The 25480-nt window shown below is 70.3% G+C and carries 21 protein-coding genes and 5 pseudogenes; 6 read left to right on the top strand and 20 right to left on the bottom strand.

The genetic code is table 11. The features are described 5' to 3' along the window. Window positions 1-88 precede the first annotated feature (88 nt). Both OG395_RS48395 and OG395_RS48390 read right to left on the bottom strand, forming a co-directional pair. Entirely contained in the window at window positions 89-388 is a 300-nt protein-coding gene (locus tag OG395_RS48395) for a hypothetical protein (RefSeq protein WP_327248595.1), read from the bottom strand. Window positions 389-644: 256 nt separating this feature from the next. Further along, window positions 645-1544 carry a DUF3152 domain-containing protein gene (locus tag OG395_RS48390; RefSeq protein ID WP_327248594.1) on the bottom strand — a complete coding sequence of 300 codons (900 nt, stop codon included), beginning with the start codon at window positions 1542-1544 and terminating at the stop codon, window positions 645-647. Window positions 1545-1649: 105 nt separating this feature from the next. Between OG395_RS48390 and OG395_RS48385 the strand changes: the two are divergent. Continuing rightward, window positions 1650-2211, top strand: a pseudogene (locus OG395_RS48385) (transposase); the annotation flags it as partial. Window positions 2212-2396: 185 nt separating this feature from the next. Here the strand turns inward: OG395_RS48385 and OG395_RS48380 are convergent. The 3 genes and pseudogenes from OG395_RS48380 to OG395_RS48370 all read right to left on the bottom strand — a co-directional run. Beyond that, window positions 2397-2774, bottom strand: a pseudogene (locus OG395_RS48380) (transposase); the annotation flags it as partial. Between the two features lie 151 nt (window positions 2775-2925). Further along, window positions 2926-3237 (bottom strand): annotated as a pseudogene (locus tag OG395_RS58715) (leucine zipper domain-containing protein); the annotation flags it as partial. 49 nt (window positions 3238-3286) lie between these two features. Continuing rightward, window positions 3287-3685, bottom strand: coding sequence for a VOC family protein (locus tag OG395_RS48370; RefSeq protein ID WP_327248593.1), 399 nt, complete (start codon window positions 3683-3685; stop codon window positions 3287-3289). Window positions 3686-3777: 92 nt separating this feature from the next. Between OG395_RS48370 and OG395_RS48365 the strand changes: the two are divergent. Next, window positions 3778-4774: pseudogene (locus OG395_RS48365) on the top strand (helix-turn-helix transcriptional regulator). A gap of 694 nt (window positions 4775-5468) precedes the next feature. On the opposite strand, the gene OG395_RS48360 reads toward OG395_RS48365, so the two are convergent. After that, entirely contained in the window at window positions 5469-5960 is a 492-nt protein-coding gene (locus OG395_RS48360) for an FBP domain-containing protein (RefSeq protein WP_327248592.1), read from the bottom strand. Between the two features lie 84 nt (window positions 5961-6044). On the opposite strand from OG395_RS48360, the pseudogene OG395_RS48355 reads away from it, so the two are divergent. The 4 genes and pseudogenes from OG395_RS48355 to OG395_RS48340 form a co-directional block, all read left to right on the top strand. After that, window positions 6045-6449 (top strand): annotated as a pseudogene (locus tag OG395_RS48355) (TetR/AcrR family transcriptional regulator); the annotation flags it as partial. 87 nt (window positions 6450-6536) lie between these two features. Next, window positions 6537-6842: a MerR family transcriptional regulator gene (locus tag OG395_RS48350; protein WP_327248591.1), complete on the top strand. Its 306-nt coding sequence runs from the start codon at window positions 6537-6539 to the stop codon at window positions 6840-6842. Further along, complete coding sequence (locus OG395_RS48345) at window positions 6833-7252, top strand: hypothetical protein (protein WP_327248590.1); 420 nt, start codon at window positions 6833-6835, stop codon at window positions 7250-7252. Before OG395_RS48350 ends, OG395_RS48345 begins: the two co-directional genes overlap by 10 nt. A gap of 100 nt (window positions 7253-7352) precedes the next feature. Continuing rightward, on the top strand, window positions 7353-8825 hold the full coding sequence (locus OG395_RS48340; RefSeq protein WP_327248589.1) for an alpha/beta hydrolase: 1473 nt from the start codon (window positions 7353-7355) through the stop codon (window positions 8823-8825). Window positions 8826-9070: 245 nt separating this feature from the next. Here OG395_RS48340 and OG395_RS48335 read toward each other — a convergent pair whose 3' ends face one another. From OG395_RS48335 to OG395_RS48270, 14 genes are all read right to left on the bottom strand, one after another. Further along, window positions 9071-9997 carry a sugar kinase gene (locus tag OG395_RS48335; RefSeq protein ID WP_376343408.1) on the bottom strand — a complete coding sequence of 309 codons (927 nt, stop codon included), beginning with the start codon at window positions 9995-9997 and terminating at the stop codon, window positions 9071-9073. Between the two features lie 71 nt (window positions 9998-10068). Beyond that, entirely contained in the window at window positions 10069-10938 is an 870-nt protein-coding gene (locus OG395_RS48330) for an SMP-30/gluconolactonase/LRE family protein (protein WP_327248587.1), read from the bottom strand. Next, entirely contained in the window at window positions 10935-11576 is a 642-nt protein-coding gene (locus OG395_RS48325) for a bifunctional 4-hydroxy-2-oxoglutarate aldolase/2-dehydro-3-deoxy-phosphogluconate aldolase (protein WP_327248586.1), read from the bottom strand. The genes OG395_RS48330 and OG395_RS48325 overlap by 4 nt, the downstream gene beginning before the upstream one ends. Next, window positions 11564-12418: a hypothetical protein gene (locus tag OG395_RS48320; protein ID WP_327248585.1), complete on the bottom strand. Its 855-nt coding sequence runs from the start codon at window positions 12416-12418 to the stop codon at window positions 11564-11566. Before OG395_RS48320 ends, OG395_RS48325 begins: the two co-directional genes overlap by 13 nt. A 5-nt stretch (window positions 12419-12423) precedes the next feature. Continuing rightward, complete coding sequence (gene dgoD / locus OG395_RS48315; protein ID WP_327248584.1) at window positions 12424-13569, bottom strand: galactonate dehydratase; 1146 nt, start codon at window positions 13567-13569, stop codon at window positions 12424-12426. Then, complete coding sequence (locus tag OG395_RS48310) at window positions 13566-14309, bottom strand: FadR/GntR family transcriptional regulator (protein WP_327248583.1); 744 nt, start codon at window positions 14307-14309, stop codon at window positions 13566-13568. The genes dgoD and OG395_RS48310 overlap by 4 nt, the downstream gene beginning before the upstream one ends. Before the next feature lie 42 nt (window positions 14310-14351). Then, complete coding sequence (locus OG395_RS48305; protein ID WP_327248582.1) at window positions 14352-15110, bottom strand: SDR family NAD(P)-dependent oxidoreductase; 759 nt, start codon at window positions 15108-15110, stop codon at window positions 14352-14354. 106 nt (window positions 15111-15216) lie between these two features. Then, on the bottom strand, window positions 15217-17319 hold the full coding sequence (locus tag OG395_RS48300; RefSeq protein WP_327248581.1) for an alpha-galactosidase: 2103 nt from the start codon (window positions 17317-17319) through the stop codon (window positions 15217-15219). Next, window positions 17316-18209, bottom strand: coding sequence for a carbohydrate ABC transporter permease (locus tag OG395_RS48295; protein ID WP_327248580.1), 894 nt, complete (start codon window positions 18207-18209; stop codon window positions 17316-17318). Before OG395_RS48295 ends, OG395_RS48300 begins: the two co-directional genes overlap by 4 nt. Next, the gene (locus OG395_RS48290; protein WP_327248579.1) at window positions 18206-19144 is read right to left on the bottom strand and encodes a carbohydrate ABC transporter permease; all 939 of its coding nucleotides are present in this window, start codon (window positions 19142-19144) and stop codon (window positions 18206-18208) included. Before OG395_RS48290 ends, OG395_RS48295 begins: the two co-directional genes overlap by 4 nt. A 1-nt stretch (window position 19145) precedes the next feature. Then, entirely contained in the window at window positions 19146-20435 is a 1290-nt protein-coding gene (locus OG395_RS48285) for an ABC transporter substrate-binding protein (RefSeq protein ID WP_327248578.1), read from the bottom strand. Window positions 20436-20594: 159 nt separating this feature from the next. Beyond that, window positions 20595-22706, bottom strand: coding sequence for a glycoside hydrolase family 27 protein (locus tag OG395_RS48280; protein ID WP_327248577.1), 2112 nt, complete (start codon window positions 22704-22706; stop codon window positions 20595-20597). A gap of 155 nt (window positions 22707-22861) precedes the next feature. Then, window positions 22862-24070 carry an ABC transporter substrate-binding protein gene (locus OG395_RS48275; RefSeq protein WP_327248576.1) on the bottom strand — a complete coding sequence of 403 codons (1209 nt, stop codon included), beginning with the start codon at window positions 24068-24070 and terminating at the stop codon, window positions 22862-22864. 49 nt (window positions 24071-24119) lie between these two features. After that, window positions 24120-25370: an IS110 family transposase gene (locus OG395_RS48270; protein ID WP_327241299.1), complete on the bottom strand. Its 1251-nt coding sequence runs from the start codon at window positions 25368-25370 to the stop codon at window positions 24120-24122. Between the last annotated feature and the right edge of the window lie 110 nt (window positions 25371-25480).

Raw genomic sequence — 25480 nt, 5'->3', positions numbered from 1 at the left:
CCTTCTGGGACGCCTTGCTGCCCGGTGCCTGGGGATCGTTGGGGTAGACATTGGCTGAGTAGTTGCCGAAGCCGTACTTCTGCCGGTACTACTTCGTCAGTTCGTAGTCCGCCCCGTCGGTGGCCCAGGAGGCCGCGGGATCCTCGGGGGCTACGGGAGTGTAGGTGAACCCCTGCTTCTTCATGCAGGCCGCGATCGCGTTCTCCAAGAGGTACTGCTTCTTGAGCACCGCGCCGGCGTCCGCGGAAACGTCGAGTTGCGCCGACGACCCGGCCGAGGACTTCCCTGCCGTGTGGGATGCCGTCTCAGAGCCGGTTCCGCATGCCGCCAGCAGCGGCAGCGGACTCACCGCTGCGGCCAGTTTCCGAACAGTGCGGGATCCAGACATTCTCTTCCAACCTTTCGAGAGGGGGGTGTTACCTACAAGCCGCGGGGAACCGCAGGATCGTGGGGCTCCGCCCACGGCGACAGCACCGGCGCACCGGGAACACGGCACGGTGAGCGCCTGATGGCCTTGACGACCACCGGGTTGTCGCTGAGTTCGGAGTGCGCCCGGAGTTCATGGCCATCGGCTCAACTCATGACCAAGCTGTAACGGCCGGTCCGGTCCCCTGAGCGGCGCGCCTCCGGGAACGGCCGCCGGTTCACGTCACGTGCGGCCCGGAGACGAAGTGACCGTTCTTGTCATAGGGCCAGGCGTTGGCGATGCATCCGTGCAGACCCTTGATCTGCTGCATCATCACGGGGGCCAGTTGCCCGGGACCCGCACAGGTCCTGTGCGTGTAGCCCAGGAAGTGCCCCATCTCGTGGTTGATGATCAGCGCCCGGTAGTCATGGATCGGACCATCGAACGTGGGCGAGCCCTCGACCCAGCGCTTGAGGTTCACCACCACCCCGTTGGGGACCTCGCAGTTGTATTCGCCTTCGGTGTTCTGGTGGATGCCCGCCCAGCACAGGGCGTCCGCCGTTCCCGGTGTCGCGATCTTCACCGTGAGGTCGTGGGGCGCTCCCGCGCTCACCAACTGGAAAGAGTAGGCCTGGTTGTGGGTCCAGCCCCGGGGAGCCGCGAGTATGTCGGCAATCTCGCTCGCCGCTTGGGCCGGCGAGATGTCGAGCCCGGTCTCGACCTCCACCACGTAGCGGAGCGGACGCGGACCACGACCGACCTTCGTGCCACTGGCATGCGCGGTGACGAACGTGCCGGTGCCCGTCGAGGGGATGTCGATCTTGGTAGGGGCCGGGGGCGGAGTGGGCGTGGGGGGCGGCGTCGGGGTGGGTGTGGGGGGCGGGGTGGGCGCGGGAGTGATGTGCACCGCGCTCCGCGGGCGCGGCGCACCGCTCGACGCATCGCTTCGTCCACCGTCCAGGAAGTATGTCGCTGAGCCGATCAGGCCGGCGGCCACCAGCGTGCCGGTCAGATAGCTCCGGCCCCGGCGGCGCGGACGGCCCCGGCGGTGGGAGGACCGGTGCTGACGGCCACCGCGGTGGGAGGCCACGGCGCTGCCGGTGGGTGGTGCGGATTCCCGCTCTGGTGCCGAATGCATGGCAGCAAACTGATCATTTCAGATGACCGCCATGAGTTCGGATAATCACGAAATGATAACGAGTGGTTTTCCGGCAACTCTCGCCGCTTCGGACCGGACTACCGGAGCAAGTCCTGGCGGCACCGGCTGGAGGAGGCGGACATCTTCCATGTGATGGCGACCCGCCGAAACGACACCGTTGTTACCCGTCGGCACATGGACCACCGCATCGACGAACTGATCGCCGGTCTGCCTCACCAGAGGGAAACGACGCTCGTGCGGAGCGGACGCCCACGGCCAGCGGATGCGTGACCGGGCCATGGCCGAAGTCCGACCCTGGCACCACCCGGGCCGCAGGCACTGGGTCCTGGCACGCCGCAGCCTCACCGCTCCGCACGAGATCGCCTCCTTACATCGCCTACATGCCCGCCGAGGCCACCCTCGACCAGCTGATCGCTGACGCCGGCACTCGCTGGGCGATCGAGGAAACCTTCCAGACCGCGAAGGACGAGTGCGGCCCGGATCACTGCCAAGTACGGTGCTACGAAGGCTGGTTCCGGCACATCACCCTTGCCATGGCATCCCACGCCCACCTCACCGTCCAGCGAGCCGCCGAGCTGAAATGGGGGCCGCAGAAACGCATCATCCGGACTCGTCCCGCTCGGCCTCCCCGAGCTCAGACGCCTGATCATCCGCCTGGCAAGCCCTCCCGCCCCACGGTCCGAGCACGTCCTGCACCGGTCGACCCGGCGCCGACGCAGACAACACCAAGCCCACCACAGTCACTACAAACAACGAGGCCACAGCCCATGAACTGCAACCTCGTCACCTCAAGCGCCGTTGCAGTACCAGGGAGTGTTTCGAAAGTGCTGGTCACAGCCACTCGTTGATGGCTGCGACCAGCACGGTCGCTTCGTAGCGGACGGCGAGCCTGTCGTACCGAGTCGCGACGGCCCGGTGGCGCTTGAGGCGGTTGATCCCGCACTCCACCGCGTGCCGCTCCTTGTAGTCGTCTTTGTCGAACTTCGGCGGCCGACCTCCGTGCGAGCCGCGCTTCCTGCGGTTGGCGATTTGGTCCTTCTTCTCCGGGATCGTGCAGCGGATGCCACGTCGCCGCAGGAAGGCGCGGTTCGCGCGGGAGCCGTACGCCTTGTCCGCGCGGACCTTGTCCGGCCTGGTGCGTGGGCGTCCCGGTCCGATCCGGGGCACCCGGATACGGTCCAGGACGACCTGGAACTGGGGCGAGTCCCCGCGCCTGGTCGTGCTCGTAGCGGATGACCTCGCGCAGCAGCTCGCCGGTCGGCGGGTCGAGGTCACGGAGCCGGTTGAGTCCTCGCCTCACCAGGATGCGGTGGACGGTCGCCGGCGCGACCGTGACGCCGTGCAGCCGCTGAAGGTCGGCGGCGAGCCGCGCGGGCCCGCGCTTGGTCTGCCGCCGCAATGCCTCCACCAGGTCAGCGATGTCCTCGGCGGTGCGGGCCGGGCTGGTGGCGGGGCGGGAGGAGTGGTCAAGCAGGCCGTTCTCGCCGTGCGCGCACCAGCGGGCGTACCACTTGGCCAGGCAGCGGCGCGATAGCCCGGCCTCGGCAGCGACGTGCGCGATCGGCCGGCCGGCGTCGATCCGCAGGCACAACCGCAGACGTCCCTCAGGGGTCAGCGGTGCGCTCCGGTGCCCCCTGCTGTTGGCGCTCCTGGACTCGGCGGCCACATTCATCGGGAGCCCTGGGATCTCAGGGCTCCCGCGTGAGCGGCTGTGCGTGGCGTCAGCGTGCGAACTTTTCGATGGCTGCCGGGGTGACGGGGGTGAAGAAGTTGACGAGGTTTCCGTCGGGGTCGCGGAACAGCAGCGACCGGTTGCCCCAGGGCATCGTGGTGGGCTCGTTGACGAAGTCGGTGACAAAGCCGGTCAGGTTCTGGTGAACGCGGTCCACGTCGTCGACGAGGAACTCGGTGATCACGCTCTGGTTGTCCGCCGGGCGGGCAGAGCCCGGGGCGAACAGCGGGACGGTGCGGGTGCCGGCGATCGCGAGGGTGGCGCCCGAGGTCTTGAGTTCGGCGAAGTCCTCGGTGGCCCACATCGCCTGCACCCCTGTGGCTCGCTCGTAGAACTCGACGAGGCGTGCGACGTCGCTGGTAATGATGCGGATCGAGACGAAGTCCATGGTGATCTCCTTGGCAGATGGAATGGCTGCACGTCGCAGGCTAGGAGAAATAGTGGACAGAATCGGTCCTGTATTCGCGTTAGGCTGTGCACATGCCTCGACCCACCGGCCGCGTGCTGACACTCCTGGAGCTGCTGCAGTCGGGCGGCACCCGGACGGTGGCCGAACTCGCCGACCGGCTCGGCGTTGATGGGCGCACCGTGCGGCGGTATGTGGATCATCTGATCGACCTTGACGTGCCCGTGGAGTCGGTGCGCGGCCGCTACGGCGGGTACCGGCTCGCCCCCGGGTACCGGTTGCCTCCGCTCATGCTCAGCGACGACGAGGCGCTGGCCGTGCTGCTCGGCCTGGTCGCCGGCCGCCGGCCGCCGGGCAGGGTTGATGACGGCGGAGCGCACGGCGAGCGAGACGGTATCGGCCAAGATCCGGCGGGTGCTGCCCAAGCACGTCGCCGGCCGGCTCGACACACTCCTGGAATCTCTCGCCTTCACGGATCAGCCCGGAGAGTTCGACACCCCGGACGCCGGGGTCCTGCTCACCATCGCCGATGCGGTACGCCACCGCCGACCGGTCTCGATCCGCTACACCGACCGCGACGGACGGCGCAGCGAACGCACGCTGCACGCGTACGGGGTCGTCGCCCATTCGGGCCGGTGGTACGTCACGGGCACGGACCCCGAGATCGGCGAGGACCGAACCTTCCGGCTCGATCGCATCGCAGACGCGAGGACCCTGCCCGGCTCATTCGAGGCGCCGGCGGGTCCCGATCCGGCACAGCGCGTGTTGTCAGGGTTCGCCACGGCTGAGTACCGGCATGAGGTGACCTTGCGGATCTACGGGACCGTCGAGCAGATCCGCGCCCACCTTCCCGCCAGCGTCGCGAGCCTGGACGAGCACGCGCCCACGGCAGGCGAGGACCGGGCGACCGAGCGCTGGCTGCGCGTCGAGCTGCAGGCGGAGCGGCTCGACTGGTTGCCTCCGGTACTCGCCTCACTCGACCGTCCGTTCGTCATCGAGCGCCCCGATGAACTGCGCGACCTCGTCATCGAGCTCGCCGATCGCCTCGCGTCCTACGCCCGCCAAGCCTGACAGCGAGGAACCAATGCCGGAGATGGCACACTCAACGCCCTTCGGCAACAACGGTTCCAGCAAAGTTCACTGAGCGTCTGTCAGATCTCCCCGGGCCACGAGAGGTGATCATCGCAGGACCTTGATCCACTTTCGAAACAGGTCACAGCGGCTACTGGCTCAGTTTGGGGTAGTAGGTCAGCTGGTACGGCGACAGCTGGAAGACGGCCAACTCGCCGGATCGCCGGATGGACTGACGGCTCCGCATACTCCTGACCATCCGGTGGGTCAGCGCGGCTGTGGGCCCGCTGTCACTGGCTCATGCCAGGACGAGCGGACACGGGCTGCCGGCCTCCTGCACCGACCGTGCTGCTGAGGCGGTTCGACTGCTCCGGCCACAGAGCCTTCCTCCACGTCCGTGAGCAGCTCGATCAGTGCAGTGCGCGCTCGCGCCACGCGGCGCACGAGGCGGGCCGGTGATGAGTACGGCCTGCCCGGAAGGCAGCGCCGATGCCCGAGGCGCCGCGGAGTCCTCTGTGCGCGCTCGGCGTACCTGCTGTCGCCACACGACAGCCGTTCCCGTCGGCGGTCCCCAGGAGCTGCCACAACACGCGGACGGTGCGTCGGGGCCGAGAAGCGGAGTCGTTGCCCCGGTCAGCGCTTCAGGGCCGGGCAGCGGGGGCGATACGGGGTGAGGCCGGGAGGCGGGCCCGGGTCACACGGTCACCTTGGCGATGAACGCGGCGAGGTTCGCCACGGTCCGCTGGACCTTCTCCTCCAGGGTGAGGGACTCGTGGAGGCGTGCGCCGATGCCCGCGTCCTTCTTCCCGCGCACATACAGGGAGCAGGCCAGGTCGCTGCACATGTAGATGCCGACCGAGTTGCCCTGCTGTCCGGCCTTCCCGGCCCTCGGCGCGACCATCAGGGAGACGCCCCCGGTGTGGGTGGTCACGCACACCGAGCACATGCTGCGCCGCATCTGCCAGGAGCCGACGTCGGAGGAGCGCAGCTGGACGCCGACCGGGTGGCCGTCCAGCTCGGTCACGAGGTAGGCCCGGTCGGGGGCCTGGGGATCTCGCCAGCCCAGGAAGTCCAAGTCGTCCCAGCACCGCTCGGCCAGGTCACGGGGGACGCTCAGGCGCTTGGCCTCGCCCTTGGTGCAGTTCACGAACGCGGTACGAATCTCTCGCTCAGTCAGTGGCTTCATAAATGGCACGCTAATTTGCCTAATCAAATTAGGCAAGTGCATAATCGTCGATGTCAGGGATGAGAAGCGATTCGGAGGATGAAGATGGCACGGGTGGGACGGGTAGGACCGACCACGGAGCGCCCGGTCCGGGCGGGGGCAGAGCCGGCCGACGAGGTCGGCTTCGAGCAGGCGACCCCCGCGGAGCTGGCCCGGCGGTTCGGTGTCAAGACCGCGAGCCTGTACTCGCACGTGAAGAACGCCCACGATCTCAAGACCAAGATCGCTCTGCTCGCCCTGGAGGAACTCGCCGACCAGGTCTCCACCGCGGTGGCCGGACGGGCCGGCAAAGACGCCCTGACCGCTTTCGCGAACGTCTACCGCGACTACGCCCTCCAGCACCCGGGGCGCTTCACCGCAGCCCGGTTCCGGCTCGACCCGCGGACGGCCGCCGCCGGCGCCGGCGTCCGGCACGCCCAGATGGCGCGGGCGATCCTGCGCGGATACAACCGATCTCCCTTGACTGTGCCGTAGCGGCATGGTTTCAACTGACCCTGCTGACGCGTCCGCGCCGGTGAATCAGGATCTGGGGATGCCGTGGGGTGGAGTACCCGTCAGCTCGCGGAGCTTGCCGGCACGACACTGCGCGCGATTCCGCACTACCACGAGATAGGCCTGCTCGCCGAGCCCGAACGCCGGTCCAACGGCTACAAGAGCTATGGCGTGCCGCACCTCGTACGAGTGTTACGGATCAAGCACCTCACGGGCCTTGGCCTCTCGCTGACGCAGATCGCGGAACTGGGGGCGCCGACGAACACCCCGAGGAGGCGCGGCGGAAGCTGGACAGCGAACTCGCCGCGTCCATCGAACGGCAGCAACGACTGCGTACGGAGATGGACCTGATCCTGCGTCACTCGGCACCCACCGAGCTTCCGACCGAGCTGGGCGGTGTCGTCGCCGCCGCCAACGTCTCGGCGGCCGACCGCGCGCTGACCGTCGTCATGTCCCAGGTGCTCGGCAAGTCCGCGCTCGACGCCTACGCGGACACCCTGCGGACGTACGAACTCGACCCGGCCCTCGCGGAGTTCGGCGAGTTGGCCACCGACGCCGACGAGGCCACCCGCCAGGACCTGGCCGAACGCATGCTCCAGGCGCCCGCCGTCAGGAAGATGCTCACCGAGTTCCCCAACTTCGAGGACCTCAGTGCCGACGCCCCGCACGGAGCGGACTTCGCCCAGCGCGCGATCGTCCTGGCCATGCTCGACCTCTACAACCCCGCTCAGCTCGACGTCCTGGTCCGGATGAACTGTTAGGGCCTCACCTCGTCCCCACCTGACCTCACCCCGTCCCCACATCCCCCACCCTTCGATCCAGGCGCCCGGAGTCCCGGAGCGCCGCCCAGGAGGAAGCCACATGCGCAGAACCTTGTCCCTCAGCCTCACCGCCGCCGTGATGGCGGTGGTCGCGATCCCGGGGGCCTCGGCGGCGGAGGCGCCGAGCGCGAAGACGCCGAGCACCGTGCGATGGGGCGATTGTCCCAAGGACTCCGCCCTGCCGGGGCTGGAGTGCTCGACCCTCAAGGTCCCGCTCGACTATCGGCACCCGGAGGGGAAGAAGATCGAGGTCGCGATCTCCCGCCTGGCGAGCATGAAGCCGGAAAAGCGCCGGGGCGTGCTGTTCACCAATCCGGGCGGCCCCGGCGGGGCCGGGCTCAACTACCCGGCCCTGCTCAAGCTGGGCGGTCTGCCGCAGAGCGTCCTGGACACCTACGACGTGATCGGGTTCGACCCGCGCGGCATCGGTCACAGCACCCCCGTGACCTGCGACCTGACGCCGGAGCAGCAGGTCCGGGGCAACTTCCCGGAGCAGCCGGACACCCTCGCCGACGTCGCGAAGGAGGCGACGTACGCGAAGACCGTCGCCAAGCAGTGCGCCACCTCGAAGACGGCGTCGCTGCTGCCGCACATCACCACCGCGAACACCGCGCGGGACATGGCCCGTATCCGGGTCGCGCTGGGCGAACCGAAGATCTCGTACGACGGGACGTCCTACGGCACCTACCTCGGCGCCGTGTACACGACGATGTTCCCGCAGCACAGCGACCGGATCGTGCTCGACAGCAACCTGGGCCCCGGCGGCTACGACGCGACCGCCATGCGGATGTTCGCCCGCGGCCTCCAGGACCGCTTCCCGGACTTCGCGAAGTTCGCCGCCGAGCACCCCGAGTACGGCTTGGGCACCACCCCCGCGCAGGTGACCGCGAAGTACTACGAGCTTGCCGCGCGCCTGGACAAGAAGCCGGTCCAGGAGGTCAACGGCACCCTCTTCCGGGGTGCCACCTTCGGCCTCCTCTACACCGAGGCGGGCATGGCCGGGCTGGCCCAGCTGTGGAAAGCCGTCGACACGGACACACCGCTGCCGGCCCCGCCTCCCGTGCTGCCCTGGGAGAACCTGGAGAACTCCTCCTCCGGCCGTCTCGCCGTGATCTGCGGCGACTCGCGCTGGCCGCGCTCGGTTCTGTCCTACCAGGCGCACGTCGCCATCGACCGGATCCGCTATCCGATGCTGGGCGCGATGGCGGCCAATATCGGCCCGTGCGCGTACTGGCCGACGAACCCGGTCGAGCCGCAGGTGCGCATCAGCGACCGGGGCCCGTCGAACGTCCTCATGGTGCAGAACGAGCGCGACCCCGGTACGCCGCTGGTCGCTGCCCGCAAGCTGCGGCAGGCATTCGGCAAGCGGGCCACGATGGTCACGGCCGACCAGGGCGGTCACGGCGTCTACCCGTACGGCAAGAACCAGTGCGCGAACGACGCGGTGACCAGCTTCCTGACCACGGGCGAGCGGCCCTCGCACGACCGCGCCTGCGTGGCGGAGACCCACTGATCACCTCTCCCTGACCGTGTCCCACTGACCGCACCTCTCCCCGCGCCGACGCACGGCATTCGCCGCCGTCGCGGGGAGACGCGGTGGTCAGTGGGCCGCCCTGCGCCGTGCGCCTCATTGGAGATCGATGGCCCGGCGCTTGTGAGGAGTCCGAGACACGATGGTCCCAGCGGCGGGCGACCGGGCCAGGCAGCGGAACTGCCCCGCTGCGGCAAGAACTCGGCAACGGTGGCCCGATCGCCAGGTCACCCCCCTCCCGCCCACTCCTCGGGGGTCTTGTCCAGCAGCGCGGCGAGGCGGGCGCGGTCCGGCAGCGGGCCGTGGTCGCCGGTCACACGCAACGCGGCGCCCGCCGTGAGATGCCCCAGCCGCAGCGCCCGTACGATGTCCTCGCCGCGCAGCAGCCCGGCGAGGAACCCGGCCGCGAACGCGTCACCGGCGCCCACCGGTTCAACGACTTCGACCCTGGGCGCGGGCACGGTGTGGACCTCGGAGCCATCGAAGGCGGTGGCGGCCCGCGCTCCGTCCTTGACGACGAGGATGCGCGGTTCCGGCAGCAGGTCCCGCACGGCGAAGGCGTCGCCCAGCCCGTCTCCCCACAGGGCCTGTGCCTCGTCGAGGCCGACGAACGTGATGTCTGCCCGTCGGGCGAGCCCGAGCAGGACGACGGCCGCCGTCCCGTCCGGCCACAGGGCGGCCCGGTGGTTGACGTCGAAGCTGACGGGGCGGGGGCGTTCACCGGCGGCGGGCTCCAGCAGCGCGGTGGCCAGGTCCCGGCAGCCTGGCGAGAGCGCCGGGGTCACGCCACTCAGGTGGACGAGCCCGGCGGAGCGCACGGCGTCGTCGTCCAGGAGGTCCGGGGTCAGAGCCGAGGCGGCGGAGCCGCGGCGGTAGTAGTGGACCCGGGTGCCGTCGGTGCCAGGGTCCTTGACGAGGAGTCCGGTCGGGCGGTGCCGGTCGGTTCGTACGCCGCTGATGTCAACACCCGACGCGGCCACTTCGGCACGGATCCGGCGTCCGAACGGGTCGTCGCCCAGCGCGGAGACCCAGCGGGCGGGTACCCCATGGTCGGCGAGGTACATCGCCACGTTGGACTCGGCGCCCGCGATCCGCACCCCCAGCAGACCGGCCCCGTCCAGTGGGGCGGCGGGTTCCGGGACCAGCGCGGCCATGGTCTCACCGATGCAGGTCACAGGTCCCGGGGCGGGCCGCCAGCCGACTTCGCGGGACGCGTGGATCGCCGTCACTCGGCGCTCCCCGGCCGGTAGGCGGAAGCAGGCGGGCCGGGAACCCCGACCCGCACCGCGAAAACCGCGCCGTCCAGCGGTCCGGGTGCGGCGAGACCGTGCCGGGCGCTGGTGACGTACAGGGTGTCCCCGTCGAGGCAGAGTCCGGCGGGCTGCACCGCGGGGAGCCGGATCCGCCGGTCCAGGGTGCCGTCGGCGCGGTAGCGGTGGACGGTGCCGGTACCCCAGACCGCGGTCCACAGGCCGCCCTCGACGTCCACCGTCATGCCGTCCGGGCTGCCCCCGTCGAACACGGCGAAGGTGTCCGGCGCACCCGGCAGCCCGCTGTCGGGGTCGACCGGATAGCGGCGGATGACGCCCTTCGCGCTGTCGGCGAGATACATCACGGTGCCGTCCGCACCGAACGCCGGGCCGTTGGGCACGGTGAGGCCGTCCAGCACCCGGGCCACCGTGCCGTCATGGCCGACCTGGTAGAGGGAGCCCGCGCCCTCCACGGCGTCGTACGCCATGCTGCCCGCCCAGAACCGGCCCTGTGGATCGGCGGTGGCGTCGTTCATCCGCATCGGCGTGGCAGCCCCGTCCTCGGGGCGGCCGAGCCATTCGGGGCAGCCGTCCGGGGTGATCAGGCAGATGCCGGTGCCGGCGGCCGCGATCCAGTGACCGGGGCGCCCGTGGACGGGGGCGACCGCACCCAACGGATCGGAGAGCCTGGCCAGTTCGGTCAGCGGGGCCGTGCGGTCGGCGGGACCGGCCAGCAGCCGTCCGGTGAGGATGTCGACGAGGACGATGCGGCCGTCGACCGCGCGGATCCCCTCGCCGAGCCCGAGCCGGTCCTGCCACTGGACGACCGGTGCGCCGACGCTCATCGCCCGGCGTCCGTGGGGAGGCGTACGGCATCGAGGAAGGCACGGGTGCGTTCGCGCAGCGCGTCGAGGCTGCCCCCGTCGGCCGCGTCGCCGATCAGCGGGGAGCCGACGCCCACGGCGACCGCGCCCCGGGCGAGATAGCTGCGGGCCAGTTCGGCGTCCACTCCCCCTACCGGCACGAACGGCGCGTCCGGGAACGGCCCGCGCAGCGCCTTCAGATAGCCGGGTCCACCGGCCTGCTCGGCGGGGAAGATCTTGTACGCGTCGGCGCCGAGCCGTTGCGCGGCGACGATGTCGGCCGGGGTCATCACTCCGGCCAGCACGGGCAGTCGGAGACGCTTCGCCTCGGTGACGCCCTCGCAGACGGCCGGGGTGACGACGAAGTCGGCTCCCGCGTCGCGTACCGCCCGTGCGTCCTCGGCGGTAAGGACGGTGCCTGCTCCGAGCGGTGCGGTCGGGCCGAGGGCGGCGCGGGCCCGGCGGATGACGTCGAGCGTGTCCTTTCCGCTGAGGGAGACCTCGATGAGGGCCAGTCCCTCCTCGGCAAGGGTGAGTACGGTCCTGAGCGCGGCATCCGCGTCGTCGCCGCGCACGATGGCGACGATCCGGTGGGTGCGCAGCGCGGTCAGCAGATCCACGTGCGGGTTCCCTTTCCCTTCTGTACTGCTGTTGCTGTTGCTGTCTCTGTCTGCGGTGCCGCTTCCGCCGTCACGGTGAGGCGCCAGCGGACCTCGCCGCTGTCCGGGACGCGGGCGGCGTCCCCGTCCCCGGCGGCCGCCAGGTCGAAGACCCGGCCGAGCATCGGCTCGACCCCGATGGAGCGGTACGGCTCCTGCTCGGGGAAGCCCCCGAGGTTGCGCCACAGCGCGACGGACACCGGTTGGCCCTCGGCCTCGACGGCCAGCCGCAGGGTGGCCGCGCCGTCGTGGACGTACACCTGCGGGGTGTCGACGATCGAGCCGACGGCCGTCCCGTCGTCCGGACCGAGCCGGTCAAGCCCGCCGTCCCGGCCGGGCTGCGAGGGCCAGGAGCAGGGGGTCCACTGCGCGCCACCGTCCGGGTAGAAACGGGTCGGCGCGCCGTTCCGGATCGCGATGCGGGCGCCCGGCGCGAGGTCGAGCAGGGCGTGGGCGGCCCACAGGAAGCGATAGCCGGGTTCCGCCGTGAGCCGGTAGTCGACCACCGTCCCGTCCCCGTCGGCATGGATCAGACGGCTCAGTCCGAAGTCGGGGCAGTCGACCGACTCGGTGCCGTCGGCGGCCCGCTGCCAGGGCCGGGCCCATGCGTCGCCGTGGTCGGGAGTGCCGCGCACCGTCGGTACGCACTCCTCCAGTCCACCGGCGTCGGCGAAGGCGTCGCCCGGACGGACGCCTGGGCGGCGCGGCTCGTCGCGGTGCCAGAGCCATTCGCGTCCGGCCGCCCGCAGCGACGTCCACCGTCCGCCGTGCGCCGGGTCAGTCCCGATCCGCGGCGGGGTCATGGCGCTCACCACTCGGCGAAGGCGCCGTCGTCGTGCCGCCACACCGGATTGCGCCAGGTATGTCCGGCACGGTCGGCCGCGCGGACGGCGTTCTCGTCGACGATGATGCCGAGCCCCGGCAGGTCCGTCCGCCGGGCCTGTCCGTCGTCGAAGCGGAACGGTTCGGTGTCGACGACGTACGAGAGAAGGTCGGCGTCCTTGTTGTAATGAATGCCCCGGCTCTGTTCCTGGATGAGGAAGTTCGGGGTGGCGAAGGCGATCTGAAGGCTGGCCGCGAGGGCGATGGGGCCTAGCGGACAGTGCGGGGCGAGCTGCGCGCCGTAGGTCTCGGCGAGCGCGCCGATGCGGTGGACCTCGGAGATGCCCCCGGCGTGCGAGAGGTCCGGCTGGGCGACCGCGATCCCGGCCGTCAGTGCGGGCAGGAACTCGGCGCGTCCGTAGAGCCGTTCGCCGGTGGCTATGGGGACGGAGGTGGCCCCGACGAGGGCGGGGAGCAGATGCCCCTGCTCGGGCAGGAGGGGTTCCTCCACGAACAGAGGGTGCAGCGGCTCGATGGCGTGCAGCACCCGGCGGGCCCCGGCCGGACCGAATCTTCCGTGCATGTCGATGGCGACATCGCGGCCGGGACCGAGCACCTCCCGAGCGGCGGCCACCCGTTCGACAACGGCGGCGGTCTCGGCGGGGGTGGCCAGCGGTGACGTGCGGCCCGCCGCGTTCATCTTGACGGCGGTGAAGCCGGCCTCGACCTGGGCGGTGATCTCCTCGGCGAGCCGGACGGGTTCGTCGCCGCCCACCCAGGCGTAGACCCGGACGCGGTCGCGCACGGGGCCGCCGAGCAGTGCGTGCACGGGTGCGCCGTAGGTCTTTCCTGCGATGTCCCACAGGGCCTGGTCGATTCCGGCGACGGCGCTGGAGAGTATCGGGCCGCCCCGGTAGAAGCCGCCCTTGCTGAGTACCTGCCAGTGGTCCTGGATGCGCAGCGGGTCCTTTCCGATCAGATATTCGGCAAGGACGTCGACGGCCGCCCGGACCACCTCGGCCCGGCCCTCGACCACGGGTTCACCCCAGCCGACGACTCCTTCGTCGGTCTCGATCCGGCAGAACAGCCAGCGGGGCGGGACGAGAAAGGTCTCAATGCGTGTGATCTTCACCGGGTCCCGGTCCCCTCGTCGGTGGCCGCTCCAGTGCCGTGGACCCGGTCGAGGTCGCGTACGGCCTGGTCGAGCAGGGCCCGCATGGCGCGTTCGGCGGCGGCCGGGTCCTGCGCGCGCACGGCGTCCAGGACGGCACGGTGGCTGGGTACGGGGTCCTCGCCGTGCAGCGAGCTGTGCACGATCTCGTCGCGGTGCGCGAGGCCGGATTCGATGACCATCTCCATGCGTTCCAGCAGTTCGTTGTGGGTGGCCGCGAGCAGCGCGCGGTGGAAGGCGAGGTCCGCCTCGACCGCGTGGGCCGCGCCGCCCTCCTGCTCGCCCATCGCGGTGAGGGCCGCTTCGAGTGCGTCGAGGTCGGTGTCGGTGCGACGTTCGGCGGCCAGCCGGACGGCGGCCGGCTCGATGATGCCGCGGACCTCGCCGAGGTTGCGCAGCAGCGCCAGGTCGGCGCCGGATTCGGGGCCGCCCGCGAACTGCCAGCGCAGCACGTCCGCATCGAGCAGATTCCAGTCGGAGCGGGCTCTGACGAAGGTGCCGCGCTTCTGGCGCGCGTCGACCATCCCCTTGGCCGCGAGGACCTTCAGGGACTCCCGCAGGGCGGTCAGGCTGACGTCAAGTTCGCCCTGGAGCGCGACGAGGTCGAGTGTCGCCCCTTCGGGGATCTCGCCGCTCAGGACCCGGCGCGCAAGAGTCTCCACGGTCTGGCCGTGCACTCCGCGGCGCGCGTATGGCGTCATGTCTGTGTGCCTTTCTGCTGTGCGATGTGGGTACGGCGGCACTCAGGCCGAAGCCTTGACGACGGACCAGCCGCCGTCCACGACCAGGCTCGTTCCGGTGATGTAGGACGCTTCGTCGGCGGCGAGGAACGCGATGGCGGCCGCCGCCTCCTGCGGGGTGCCGAACCGGCCAGCTGCGGTCTCGGTGACGCTCTTGCGGCGGTCCTCCTCCCCGACCCGGTCCCAGGCCGCGGTGAGGATGGGTCCAGGCAGCACGGCGTTGACCCGCACCTCGGGTCCGTACTCCACCGCGAGTTGTCCGCACAGGGAGAGCAGCGCGCCCTTGGACGCCGCGTAGGCGGGGTGTCCGGGGATGCCTTTGTGGGCGTGGACCGAGGACGTCAGTACCGCGGCGCCGCGGTGTTCACGCAGGTCGGGCAGGACCGCCCGGAAGCCGAGGAAGCTTCCGGTGAGGTTCACCGCGAGCTGGCGCTCCCATGAGGCGACGGTCATCTCGTGGGCGGGGGTGACGTCGACCGTGTAGGCGTTGCTCACCAGGACGCCGACGGGTCCGAAGGTGTGCGCCGCGGCCACGGTCCGCTTCCAGTCGGCCTCGTCGCAGACGTCCGTACGGACGAAGAGAGCCCGGCCGCCCCGGGCGCGGATGCCCTCGGCGACTCTCTCGCCGGGGCCCTCCGCGATGTCCGCGATGATCACCGCGGCACCCTCCGTGGCGAGCCGTTCGGCGGTGGCCGCGCCGATGCCCGAGGCGGCTCCGGTGACCACGGCCACCTTGTCGGCGAAGCGGGGGTTCTGGTTCATGGGGCGGGTCGACTCCTCGGGGTTCCTACGTGTTGTCGGCTTGTCGGCGACTCTAGTGACGGCATGTCAGGCGGGTGGCCGCTGACCGGTGCCCACCGGCCTGTGGCTACTGCCTGATCAGTACGACGAGTTCCGCGTCGTACTGCGCGGTCCAGGCGAACGGCAGTCCGTAGTGCAGCAGATGGGCGCCGCTGTGGATGGCCTCGGTCTGCTGATCGGTGTAGCGGGCGGCCGGGTCCAGGCCGCGCAGCCGCAGCCGGGCGGCGCGTCCGGGGACGAGCGGCGCCCCGTTCAGGCGCCCGGTGTTCCAGGCGGTGACTGCGATCCGTGCACCGCCCTCCTCCTCGTACTGGATGCCGCAGGTGGCGTCGGCCGGGGTGCCCAGCAGCCGGACCTCGCCGTGGTGGAGGAGGTCGCGGATCTCCTTGTAGCGGCTCACCCACCCGGCCGCTTCGGTGCGCTGTCCGGTGGACCAGGTGCGGATGTCGGCGCCGATGCCCAGGACCCCGGCCATGGCGGTGACGAAGCGGAAGCCCAGGGAGCGGGGGCGCGGGTCGAAGACACCGGGCGAGTCGGTGACCCACGAGCTCATGGTGTGCGGGGCGTGTGCGTGCAGATAGCCGTACTGGATGGCGAGGCGGTCCAGCGGGGCGGTGTTGTCGCTGGGCCACACCACATCGGTACGGGCGAGGGTGGCGTGCTCGATGCGCCCGCCGCCCCCGGCGCAGCCCTCGACGGTGACGTGCGGATGGCGGTCGCGCAGATGGTCGAGCACGCGCAGGTATCCGGCGACATGGGCGGCGTCCAGGTCCTGTTCCTCGACGAGGCGGTCGCCCGGCCGGCCGCGTTCGGTGGGCGGGCGGTTCATGTCCCACTTGAGGTAGCTGACGGCGTGGTCGCCGAGGAGCCGGTCGAGGGTGGCGATGACGAAGTCCTGTACGTCCGTGCGGCCGAGGTCGAGGAGCAGTTGCTCCCGCACCAGAGTGGCGGGGCGGCCGTCGATCCGGTAGACCCACTCCGGGTGTTCGGCGTACAGCCGTGACGCCGGGCTGATCGCCTCGGGTTCGACCCACAGGCCGAAGTCCATGCCGGTGGCGCGGACCTCGTCGATGAAGTGGTCGAAGCCTTCGGGGAAGTTCGCCGGGTCGGGGTGCCAGTCACCCAGGCCGCCGGTCTCGTCGTGCCGGCCGATGAACCAGCCGTCGTCGACAACGAAGAGTTCGGCGCCCATGTCCATTGCGATCCGGGCGAGTTCGAGCTGGCCGGCGGCGTCGACGTCGAAGCCGGTCGCCTCCCAGGAGTTGTAGAGGACCTTGCGGGTCCGGTTCATCCGCTCGCCGCTGAGCCGGCGCTCGAAGCGGTGCCAGACCCGGGCCAGGCCGTCGAGGCCCTCCGGGCTGAACGCGCACGCCAGCCGGGGGGTGGTGAGAGTGGTGCCGGGGGCGAGCCGGACGGCGCCCTCGTGGGGCACCCGACCGGCCGCGACACGCACGGCGCCGCCGGACTCGGCATCGGCTGTCAGGTGCCAGTTGCCGGACCACTCCAGTGCGACGCCGTACGTCGGGGTGTCGCCCCCGTCCGGGGCTGCGGCGTCCTGGACGGCGAGCCAGGGCGCGTAGGCGTGGCCGGGGACGCCCTGCGTGGAGGCCATCTCGAAGCGGCCGCGGGTGAGTTCGAGCTGCGTGCGCGTGAACTCCTGGGACCACTGGCCGGTGAGGTAGGTGAGCCGGGCGCCGTCCGTGACGGGGACGGTGACGGCCGCGGAGTCGATGCGTTCCAGCCGCAGTTCCTCCTCGCCGGTGCAGCTCAGCTCCGTCCAGCGCAGGATCACATCGGTGCCGGGCACGGTCTCATAGCAGAGGGTCGCGCGCAGTCCCTGCAACTCGTCGGTGAAGTCGAGGCGGAGCGCCCGGTCGCCGTCCCGGGTGGCGGAGTCGAAGGTCCACCAGGTGCCGCGCTCCTGCCCCGGGCGCCGGGCGACGAGTTCGGCGCCGGTGAAGGGGCGCAGCCCGTACGGGAGGTACTCGGCGGGGGCGGCGTCGGCGGGGGTGATGAAGTGGGTGCGGTACGGCCGGTCGAAGGGGGACTCGCCCGTCTCGACCCCGTGCGGGCCCCAGGCGACGAGTTCGGCCCAGCGGCCCTCGCCCGCGATCCGTATCGCGTAGGTGGTGTTCTCGGTGCGCAACAGCCACCGTTCGTGCGGGCTCACTTCACTGCTCCCAGATTGAGTCCGGCCACGAAGTGGCGCTGGAATTTGACGAATACGACGACGGTCGGGGCCGCGGCGATGACGGAACCGGCCGCGATGACGTTCCACATGGAGACGTACTGGCCCTGGAGTCCGATGAGCGAGGCGGTGATGGGCATCTGGCTGTCGGTGCGCAGGACGGTGATGGCCCACAGCAGATCATTGAAGATCCAGGTGAACGACAGGGCGCTGAGCGCGGCCATGGCCGGCTTGGCGAGCGGCAGGATGATCCGGGTGTAGATCTGCCAAGGTCCGGCGCCGTCGATGACCGCGGCCTGCTGGATCTCCGGCGGGATGGACCGCATGAAGCCGTGCAGCACGAAGACGTAGAAGCCGATGCCGAAGCCGACCTGGACGCCGATGAGGGCGTACAGCGAGTCGTACAGGCCCAGCAGCTCGCTGAGTTTGGAGACCGGGACCAGCAGGATCTGCGGGGGCAGCAGGTTCCCGCCGAGCATCATCAGCAGGAGGGTTCGGCGCAGCGGTACGTCGTAGCGGCTGAGCGCGAAGGCGGCCGTCGAGGCGAGCAGCAGCGACAGCAGCACCGTCGGCACGGTGACCAGGAGGCTGTTGATCAGGGCGCGCTGCTGTCCGCCGTCGACCCAGGCCTGGCGGAAGCCGTCCAGGGTGAAGGAGTGCGGCAGGCTGCCGACTCCGTGGGCGGCGACGTCGTCGAAGGACCGGACGCTGGTGACCAGGACCAGTGCGATGGGCAGCAGCCACAGTGCGGAGAGCAGTCCGGCGCCGATGTGGAATCCGGCGGTGCCCCAGATCCGGCGTCGTTCGCGCGGCACGGCCGGGGCGGTCTCCTGCGGGTCCGTGCGCGGGGTCGGGGCGTGGGTGGCGGTCATGCGTCGGCCTCCCGGAAGGCGCGGACGAGGTAGGAAGCGATCACGCCGAAGGCGAGTACGAAGATCACGACCGCGAGGGCGGAGCCGTAGCCCAGTCGCAGCGACTGGAAGGCGGTGGAGTACATGTAGGTGCTGAGGAGTTCGGAGGAGTGGTACGGGCCGCCGCGGGTGAGCGCCCACACGACGTCGAAGGAGCGCAGCGAGTCGATGACGATCACCGACAGGACGACGGCGTTGACACTGCTGAGCTGTGGCAGGGTGATGTGGCGGAACTGCTGCAGGCGGGTGGCGCCGTCCACCTTCGCCGCCTCGTAGAGCACCGGGTCGATGCCCTTGAGCCCGGCCAGGTACAGCACCATCACATAGCCGATCTGGCGCCACAGCGCGGGCACGATCACGGCGTACAGGGCGGTGTCCTGGTCGGCGAGCCAGGCGTGGGTGAGACCGGAGAGCCCGACCGCTTCGAGTGTCTTGTTGATCAGCCCGTCCGGCTGGTACATCGCCTGCCAGACCAGCGCGGTGGCGACGAGCGAGAACACCACGGGCAGGAAGAGCGCGGCCCGGTAGAAGCCGACGCCCCTGCGCTCCTGCTGGAGCAGGAGCGCCGCGCCGAGGCCGAGGGCGGCCGAGAGGCCTCCGAAGAGCAGCAGCCAGATGACGGTGTCCAGGGCGGCGGTCCGGAAGACGGCGTCGCCGGACATCTCGCGGAAGTTGGCCAGTCCGATGAACTCCGGGGCGGAGACCCCGTCCCACTTGGTGAACGAGAGGTAGAGGCCCTGGAGCGCCGGCCAGAACACCCAGAACGCCTCGGCGAGCAGCGGCACCAGGACGAATGCCAGGACGACGGGTGGGACCCGGGTCGCCCGCTTGCGGGCCGGGGGCCGGCCCGCGGTGCGCTCCCGGCTCTCCTTCCGTGGTGCGGTGAGTACCGCCATGTCACTGGCTCCAGATCTTCTGCGCGTCCCGCTGCCAGGTGGTGAGGATCGAACCGATCTCCTTGGGCTTGGCCAGGAAGCGGGTGAGTGCGGTGTCGGCGGTGGGGGCGAGGGCGTCACTGGAGTCGCGGTTGAAGAACTGGGTGACATCCGCGGCGCTCTCGATCAGCTTGCGGCCCTTGATGACCAGCGGGGTTCCGCTGTCCTTCGCGTCCGGGTGGGTGGGCAGCGAGGTGCCGGACGAGCCCTTGAGGTAGATCTCCTGGGCCTCGGCGGTGGCGAGGTAGCGCAGCAGTTCCTTGGTCTCGTCCTTGCGGCCGGTCCGGGCGCCGGCGAAGTAGCCGTCGGTCGGGGCCTCTTCGGCGAGCGGTACCTTCGGGTCGATGACGGGGAACCGGAAGAAGTCGATGTCGCCGAGCTGGTCCTTGGGGGCGGCGTCGGCGAAGAAGGTGCCGATGAGCATCATGCCGGTGCGGCCCTGGAGCAGTGCGGTGGTCGCGTCCTGGAAGGGCAGCGCGGTCCCGTTGGGGTCGAAGTAGGGCAGTGCCTCGCTCCACCGGTCGAATACCGTGCGGACCTCGGGGTCGTCGAAGCGGTGCTTTCCGGCCAGCAGGTCGCGGTGGTAGGCGGCCCCGTTGATGCGGATGTTGAGGTAGTCGAACCAGGAGGATGCCACCCAGGGGGTGTTGCCGCCGGCCCCGAGGCCGATCGGGGCGACGCCCTTGCTCTTGAGCTTGTCGCACAGGTCGAGGAACTCGTCCCAGGTGCTGGGCTCCTTGACGCCCCACTTGGCGAAGTTGGACTTGCGGTAGAAGACGCCCCACCAGTAGTACGTCGTCGGGACGAAGATCTTCTTTCCCGCGGAGTCGGTGCACAGCTTCTTCAGCGCGTCCGAGTAGCCGGCGAGCTCGGGCTTCTCCCAGATGTCGCTGACGTCGAGCAGCAGGTTCTTCTTGGCGTACGACTCCGCCACCGATCCCGGGTACCAGGTGTAGAGGTCCGGCGGGTTGGCCGAGGTGAGGTAGGTCGGCAGCTGTGTACGGAAGGTCTCCGAGGCGACGGTGTTGAGCGAGCCGCGTGCTCCGCCCCGCTTGTTGAAGGCGTCGATGACGTCCTGCATCGCCGACTTGGCCTGGGGTGAGGAGAGGTTGGACTGCAGGGTGACCGCTCCGCCCGAGCCCCCCTTTCCGCCACTCGACGACGAGGCGACGCAGCCGCTGGTCAACGCGGTGGCGCCGACGGCCGCGGCACCGGCGAGAAAGGTGCGGCGACTCTGTGCTGTGGTGTTCATGGGTCTCCCTGTGCGCCCACGGAACGGGGCCCGGCCCCCTGACGGCCGGGCCCTCGTTCGGCTGATACAGACTGACGGGGCAGGTGAGCCACCGTCAAGATTAATTACTAATTTATTTTTTCTTGCTTGGACCGGGCCTGCATCGGGCCGCGCCCTCGCTCAGATCGCGCCCTGACGGATGAGCCCCGCGACACCGCGGAAGGCCGTCAGCACCCCGCCGTCGGGCCCTGCCACGGCGGCCGGTTCCCCGTCGAAGGCCCCGCTGACGAAGGCGCTCTGCCGGGACCAGTCACCCCAGCCGGTGGCGGTGGCATAGGTGCGCTGCCACAGGGTGTAGTCACCAGCGCGGGCATAGAGCCGGACCTGGTCCCCAGTGGCGACGAGCGTGGGACTGCCGCTCACGGTGCCGCCCAGCGAGGTCCAGTCCGACCAGGTGCCGGACGCCTCCCGCACCCGGGTGCGCACCGAGTCGTCGTCGGTGCGGACAGCCAGATGCGTACGCCCCGCCGCGTCGGTGACGGCCGAGGGCCGCCCGTACAGCGCTGACCCCTCCGGGCCCTGGAACGCGGACCAGCCGCTCGCCGCCCCGCGGGTGTGGATCCGCCCGTCCGTGCCCCGGGCGAAGAGGGTCCAGCGACCCGAGCTGTCGTACGCGGCGGCCGGGGTGTCGGCGAGTGCGCCGCCGAGCTTCTGCCACCGGCCCCAGCGGCCGTCGGCGTAGGAGATCCGGTAGGCCGCGTCATCGGTGCCCCGGGCGAAAACGTCGATCCGGCCGGGACCGGCCGAGTACGCGGCGGGCGCTCCCGCGATCCTGCCGTGGGTCGGCCCGCCGAGGCCGGTGGTCCCCGCGTTCCAGTGCCCGTCGCGCCCGCTGAGCTGCCGCAGCGAACCGTCCGCGCCCCGGGTGAACACGCTCAGCCGGTCGCCGTCCCGCACCAGTGCGGGGCTCGCGTCGGACCGGATGCCCAGCGATGTGCCCGGGGCCTCGTCCCGGCCGCTCAGCGCGAGGAAGGCGGTGCCGTGCGCGGGCACCTCCACGGTGTACGAACCGGTGTGCGTGCCGCGGCCCTTCCTGGCCCGCAGGTCCCGCACCCCGACCGGGCCGCCCAGTCCGGCGTCGGCGAAGCTCACGGTGCGCTCGGCGGCCCGGTCGGAGCGGTTGAGGAGCACCACCGCCCGCTTGCCGGAGCCCTTCAGCACCTTGCTGTAGACGTCGCCGGTGGCGTCGGTCGCGACGCGCACACCCTGGATCGCCAGGGGGTCCTGGTCGACCGCGATGATCTCCGGGTTGCGCAGGGTGTCGATCATCTGCCGGGGCAGGGTGCGCGGGTCCGAGCCGATGACCAGCGGGGATCCCATTTCGGCCCACATCACCAGCTGGGTGGTGGACTCCTCCGCGGTCAGCTCGTACGAGCCGTCCGCGAGCTTGCGCATCGGGATCAGGTAGTCGGGGTCGTTGTAGTGGCCCGGCCCCTGCGCCTCCGGGTGCCAGGCATTGGCGTCCATGTTGCGCAGGATGTTGGGCCACTGGCCGACGGACGGAGTGCCCCAGGCGATGTCGGTACCGGTCCGCCAGGAGTCAGCGGTCGTCGGGCCGTACACATAGGCGTTGTGGGCATCCTGCGCCGGTGTGTGCGGGAGCCCCCAGTCATCGGTCAGCGGGTTGCACAGATTGAGCAGCATGCGCCGGCCGGACTTGGCGACGGCGTCACTGAACTCCTTGAACGCGGGCCCCGGGTCGATCTTCTCGGTGATCCCGCAGAGGAAGTCGACCTTGATCGCGTCGACCTTCCAGCCGGCGAACTGTTCGGCGTCCTCCCGGTAGTGCCCCCGGCTGCCGAGGCCGCAGGTCTTGCCGCCGTCGTAGGTCCCGGCGTCGGTGTAGATACCGGCCCGCAGTCCGCGCTGGTGCAGGTAGTCCACCAGGGCGGGGATGCCGGAGGGGAAGCGGTCGGGGTGTGCGACCAGCCGTCCCTGATCGTCCCGCGGATCGTCGGCCTGCCAGCCCCCGTCGAGCCAGACGATGTCGTAACCGCTGCCCTTGAGGCCGCTGCTGACCAGGAAGTCGGCAACTCCCTTGACCTGGGCCTCTGTCGGGGCACCCAGGCCGTAGTAGGTGTTCCAGCCCATGTACGGGGTCGAGGCAAGGCCGCTGTCGTAGTACGGCGGTGCGCCCTGGGCGGGCCGCTGGTCGGCGTGTGCGGCCGGTGCCGACACGGCGAGCAGTACGGCCGCGCCCAGAGCGGCCGCGGCGCGCCGGGCAGGCGTCATCCTTGCACCTTGCGAAATCAACTGGTTCTCCCAGGAGTTGGGGATGTCCGGCGCCCGGCCCCCGGAGATCAGGGGGCGGCGCCACGGACAGGACTGTGGCGGCTCATCCGACTCCCGTCAATATTTATTACTAATTAAGTGAAACTTGGTCCCCCTCAGGGCATCCGGACCAGATGCACCGCCGCGCTCGCCCAGTCCCCACGGGGCAGTTCGGGCCGGATCCCGTACTCCCGCAGCACAGTTGCGAAGTGGACCGCGTCGGTGCGGACGTCGCGGTAGCGGGCGGCGGGATCCAGCCCGGCCGGGCGCAGCAGCGGGGCGGGGTCGCCCGGCCGGGAGGTCCGCCGCCAGACGAGCAGCAGGGCCTCGGCCTTGGCGACGAGGCTGTTGTACGCGGCATTGTTGATCCCGGCCAGGTTCACCCCGTCCGGCGGGGTCGGACCGGAGACGTACGGGACCATCTGCGTTGGCAGATTCCCCCCGAACGGCTCCAGATAGACGTCCGAGTTGCTGGTCTGGAACATCGTTTGGCTCAGCGCGGTGGTCGTGTCCGCCGTGAGCTTGGTCTGCACCCCCAGCGCTTTCCACTCCTGCGCCACCAGCTCTGCGGTGGGTTGGGCGTAGACGCTGACGCTCGGGACGTAGTGCACGTCGAGGTGCAACGTCGCACCTCCCTTGCGCCGAATCCCGTCGCTGCCCTCCACCCAGCCGGCTTGGTCGAGCAGCGCACCCGCCGCGTCGAGGTCGTGTTCGGGCAGCTGCCCGGCGAGGGGGTTCCCCGGGCACGCCGTCGGCCGCGCATTGATCAGCCCCGTGGCGGCGGTGCCGATGCCGCCCGTGCTCACCTTGATCAGCTGCGGGAGGTCCGCGGCCATCAACAGCGCCTTCTGGACAGCGAGGTCCTGGGTGGGCCGGTTGCCGAGTTGGTTGAACCAGAGCCATTCCCCGGAACCGGCGGAGCCCACCTTGTCGAGCCCGCGGCCGTTCAGGCGTTGCCGTTCCGGGCCCTTGATGACCGCGGCGTTGAGCTGGTCGGCAAGGATCAGGTTCGCCGCGGTCGTTTCGTCCGTGACGAATTTCAGCACCATCTTGGCCGGTGTGCCCGGCGCCGAGGTGGCGGCGCCGTTGGGGCCCCAGGCGTAGCCCTGGCGCCTGATGAAGGTCATGCTCCGGCCGGGCTGGTAGTTCGTCAGGACGAACGGGCCGGTGCCGCTCGAGCTGTTCTTCAGGATCGACGGATCCTTCATGCCCTTGGCACACACGATCGGTGCCAGGCCGATCGTGTTGAGCAGAAAGCCGTACGGTTTGCTCATCGCGATGGTGACGGTCCGGCTCGTGTCGTCGGCCGTGACCGTGAAGGGCACGGTCGGGACAGTCACGCCGTACTGAGAGACATCTCACGTGCCTAAGAAGTCAAGCTGCGACGGTCAACACCGCTGCCGAGGAGGTGAAGGCATGCTGTTCGTCGAAGAGTTGTCCGGTCTGCAAGCAGTGGTAGAGCTGGCCGATCATGCGGTTGAACAGGTGCCGCTGGGCCTGGGCATGCCAGTCCCCGTGCTCGCGTCGTCGGCGGTAGTGCGTGTCAGCCCCAGAAGAGGCTCTCAGCGAGGAGAAGGCCCAGAGAAATCCAGCGGTGATCAGTCGGTCGTTCTTGATGAAGCGCCGTCCGACGTAGCGTTTCTTGCCCGAAGCGCGAGTGATGGGAGCCGATCCCGCGTAGGCCTTCAAAGCGCGGGCGTCAGCGAAGCGGCTGCGGTCGTCTCCGATCTCGGCGAGCACCCGGGCGGCGAGCTGTACTCCCAGGCCGGGAAAGCTGAGGAGGATCTCAGCGTCCGGGTGCCGGCGAAAATGTTCCTCCACCGCCGTCGCGAGTTCCTCGGCGGCCAGGCAGGCTGCGTGCAACTGGCGTATCAATGCCAGAAGTTGATAGCCCATGGCATCCTCGACGGCCTGCGGCTGGTGGGCGTAGTCAGCGCGGAAAATGGTTCGCAGGCGATCGGCCTCGGCGTCGATGCCCCGGGTGCGGCCCGCGCGTTTCAGTGCCGCCCGCAGTTGGGCCGGGGTGAGTCTGGCGGCCCTGGCCGGGGTCGGTGCCGAGGTCAGCACCGCGCGGGCCTCGGGGCGGGCCAGGCCGTACTGCTTGCCCAGGAAAGCGTCCAGGGCGGCAGGGAAGAACTCCCGCAGCAGCGAGCGGACCTGGTTGACCAGCTGCTGACGCGCCCAGACCGCGTCTTGCTGGGCACGGGCGAGGACAGTGATCGCCCGTGCGAGATCGGTGTCGGCGGGCAGCTGGCGGTGCGCGTGTCCATCGGTTCGCAGGATGTTCGCCAGGACCAGGGCATCGCCGGCGTCGGACTTCTTGCGCGAGACACTGTGGCGGTCGCGATAGCGGGCCGCGGCGAGGGGGTTGATCGCGTAGATCGGCCGTGTTCCGGTGTTCAGGGCGGCAACGAGCAGACCCCGCCCGGTCTCGATGGCCACGGGAATCGGTTCCTCGGCGGTGTCGCCGTACTCGGCGAGCAGGTCCAGCAGCAGCCGGTAGCCCGCCGTGTCATCCGTGATGCGGCGCTTGGCCAGCAGCTGTCCGGTGTCATCGACCAGAGCCACGTCATGGTGACTCTCGGCCCAGTCGATCCCGCAGAACACGGTCACACGGTTCTCCATTCACTTGTTGTGTGCGCAGGTGGTGAGCCTGTGCGGGCCACGCGGCGACCTAATTCCAGGACTCTTCGGTCCGCCATCTCACTAGCCCCATCCTCCGCACATGACCGGAT

This window comes from Streptomyces sp. NBC_01320, assembly GCF_035974375.1.
GTDB classification, from domain to species: Bacteria; Actinomycetota; Actinomycetes; order Streptomycetales; family Streptomycetaceae; genus Streptomyces; species Streptomyces yanii.
Note: the sequence above shows the minus strand (reverse complement) of the source record. Positions and strands in the feature narration are given on the sequence as shown.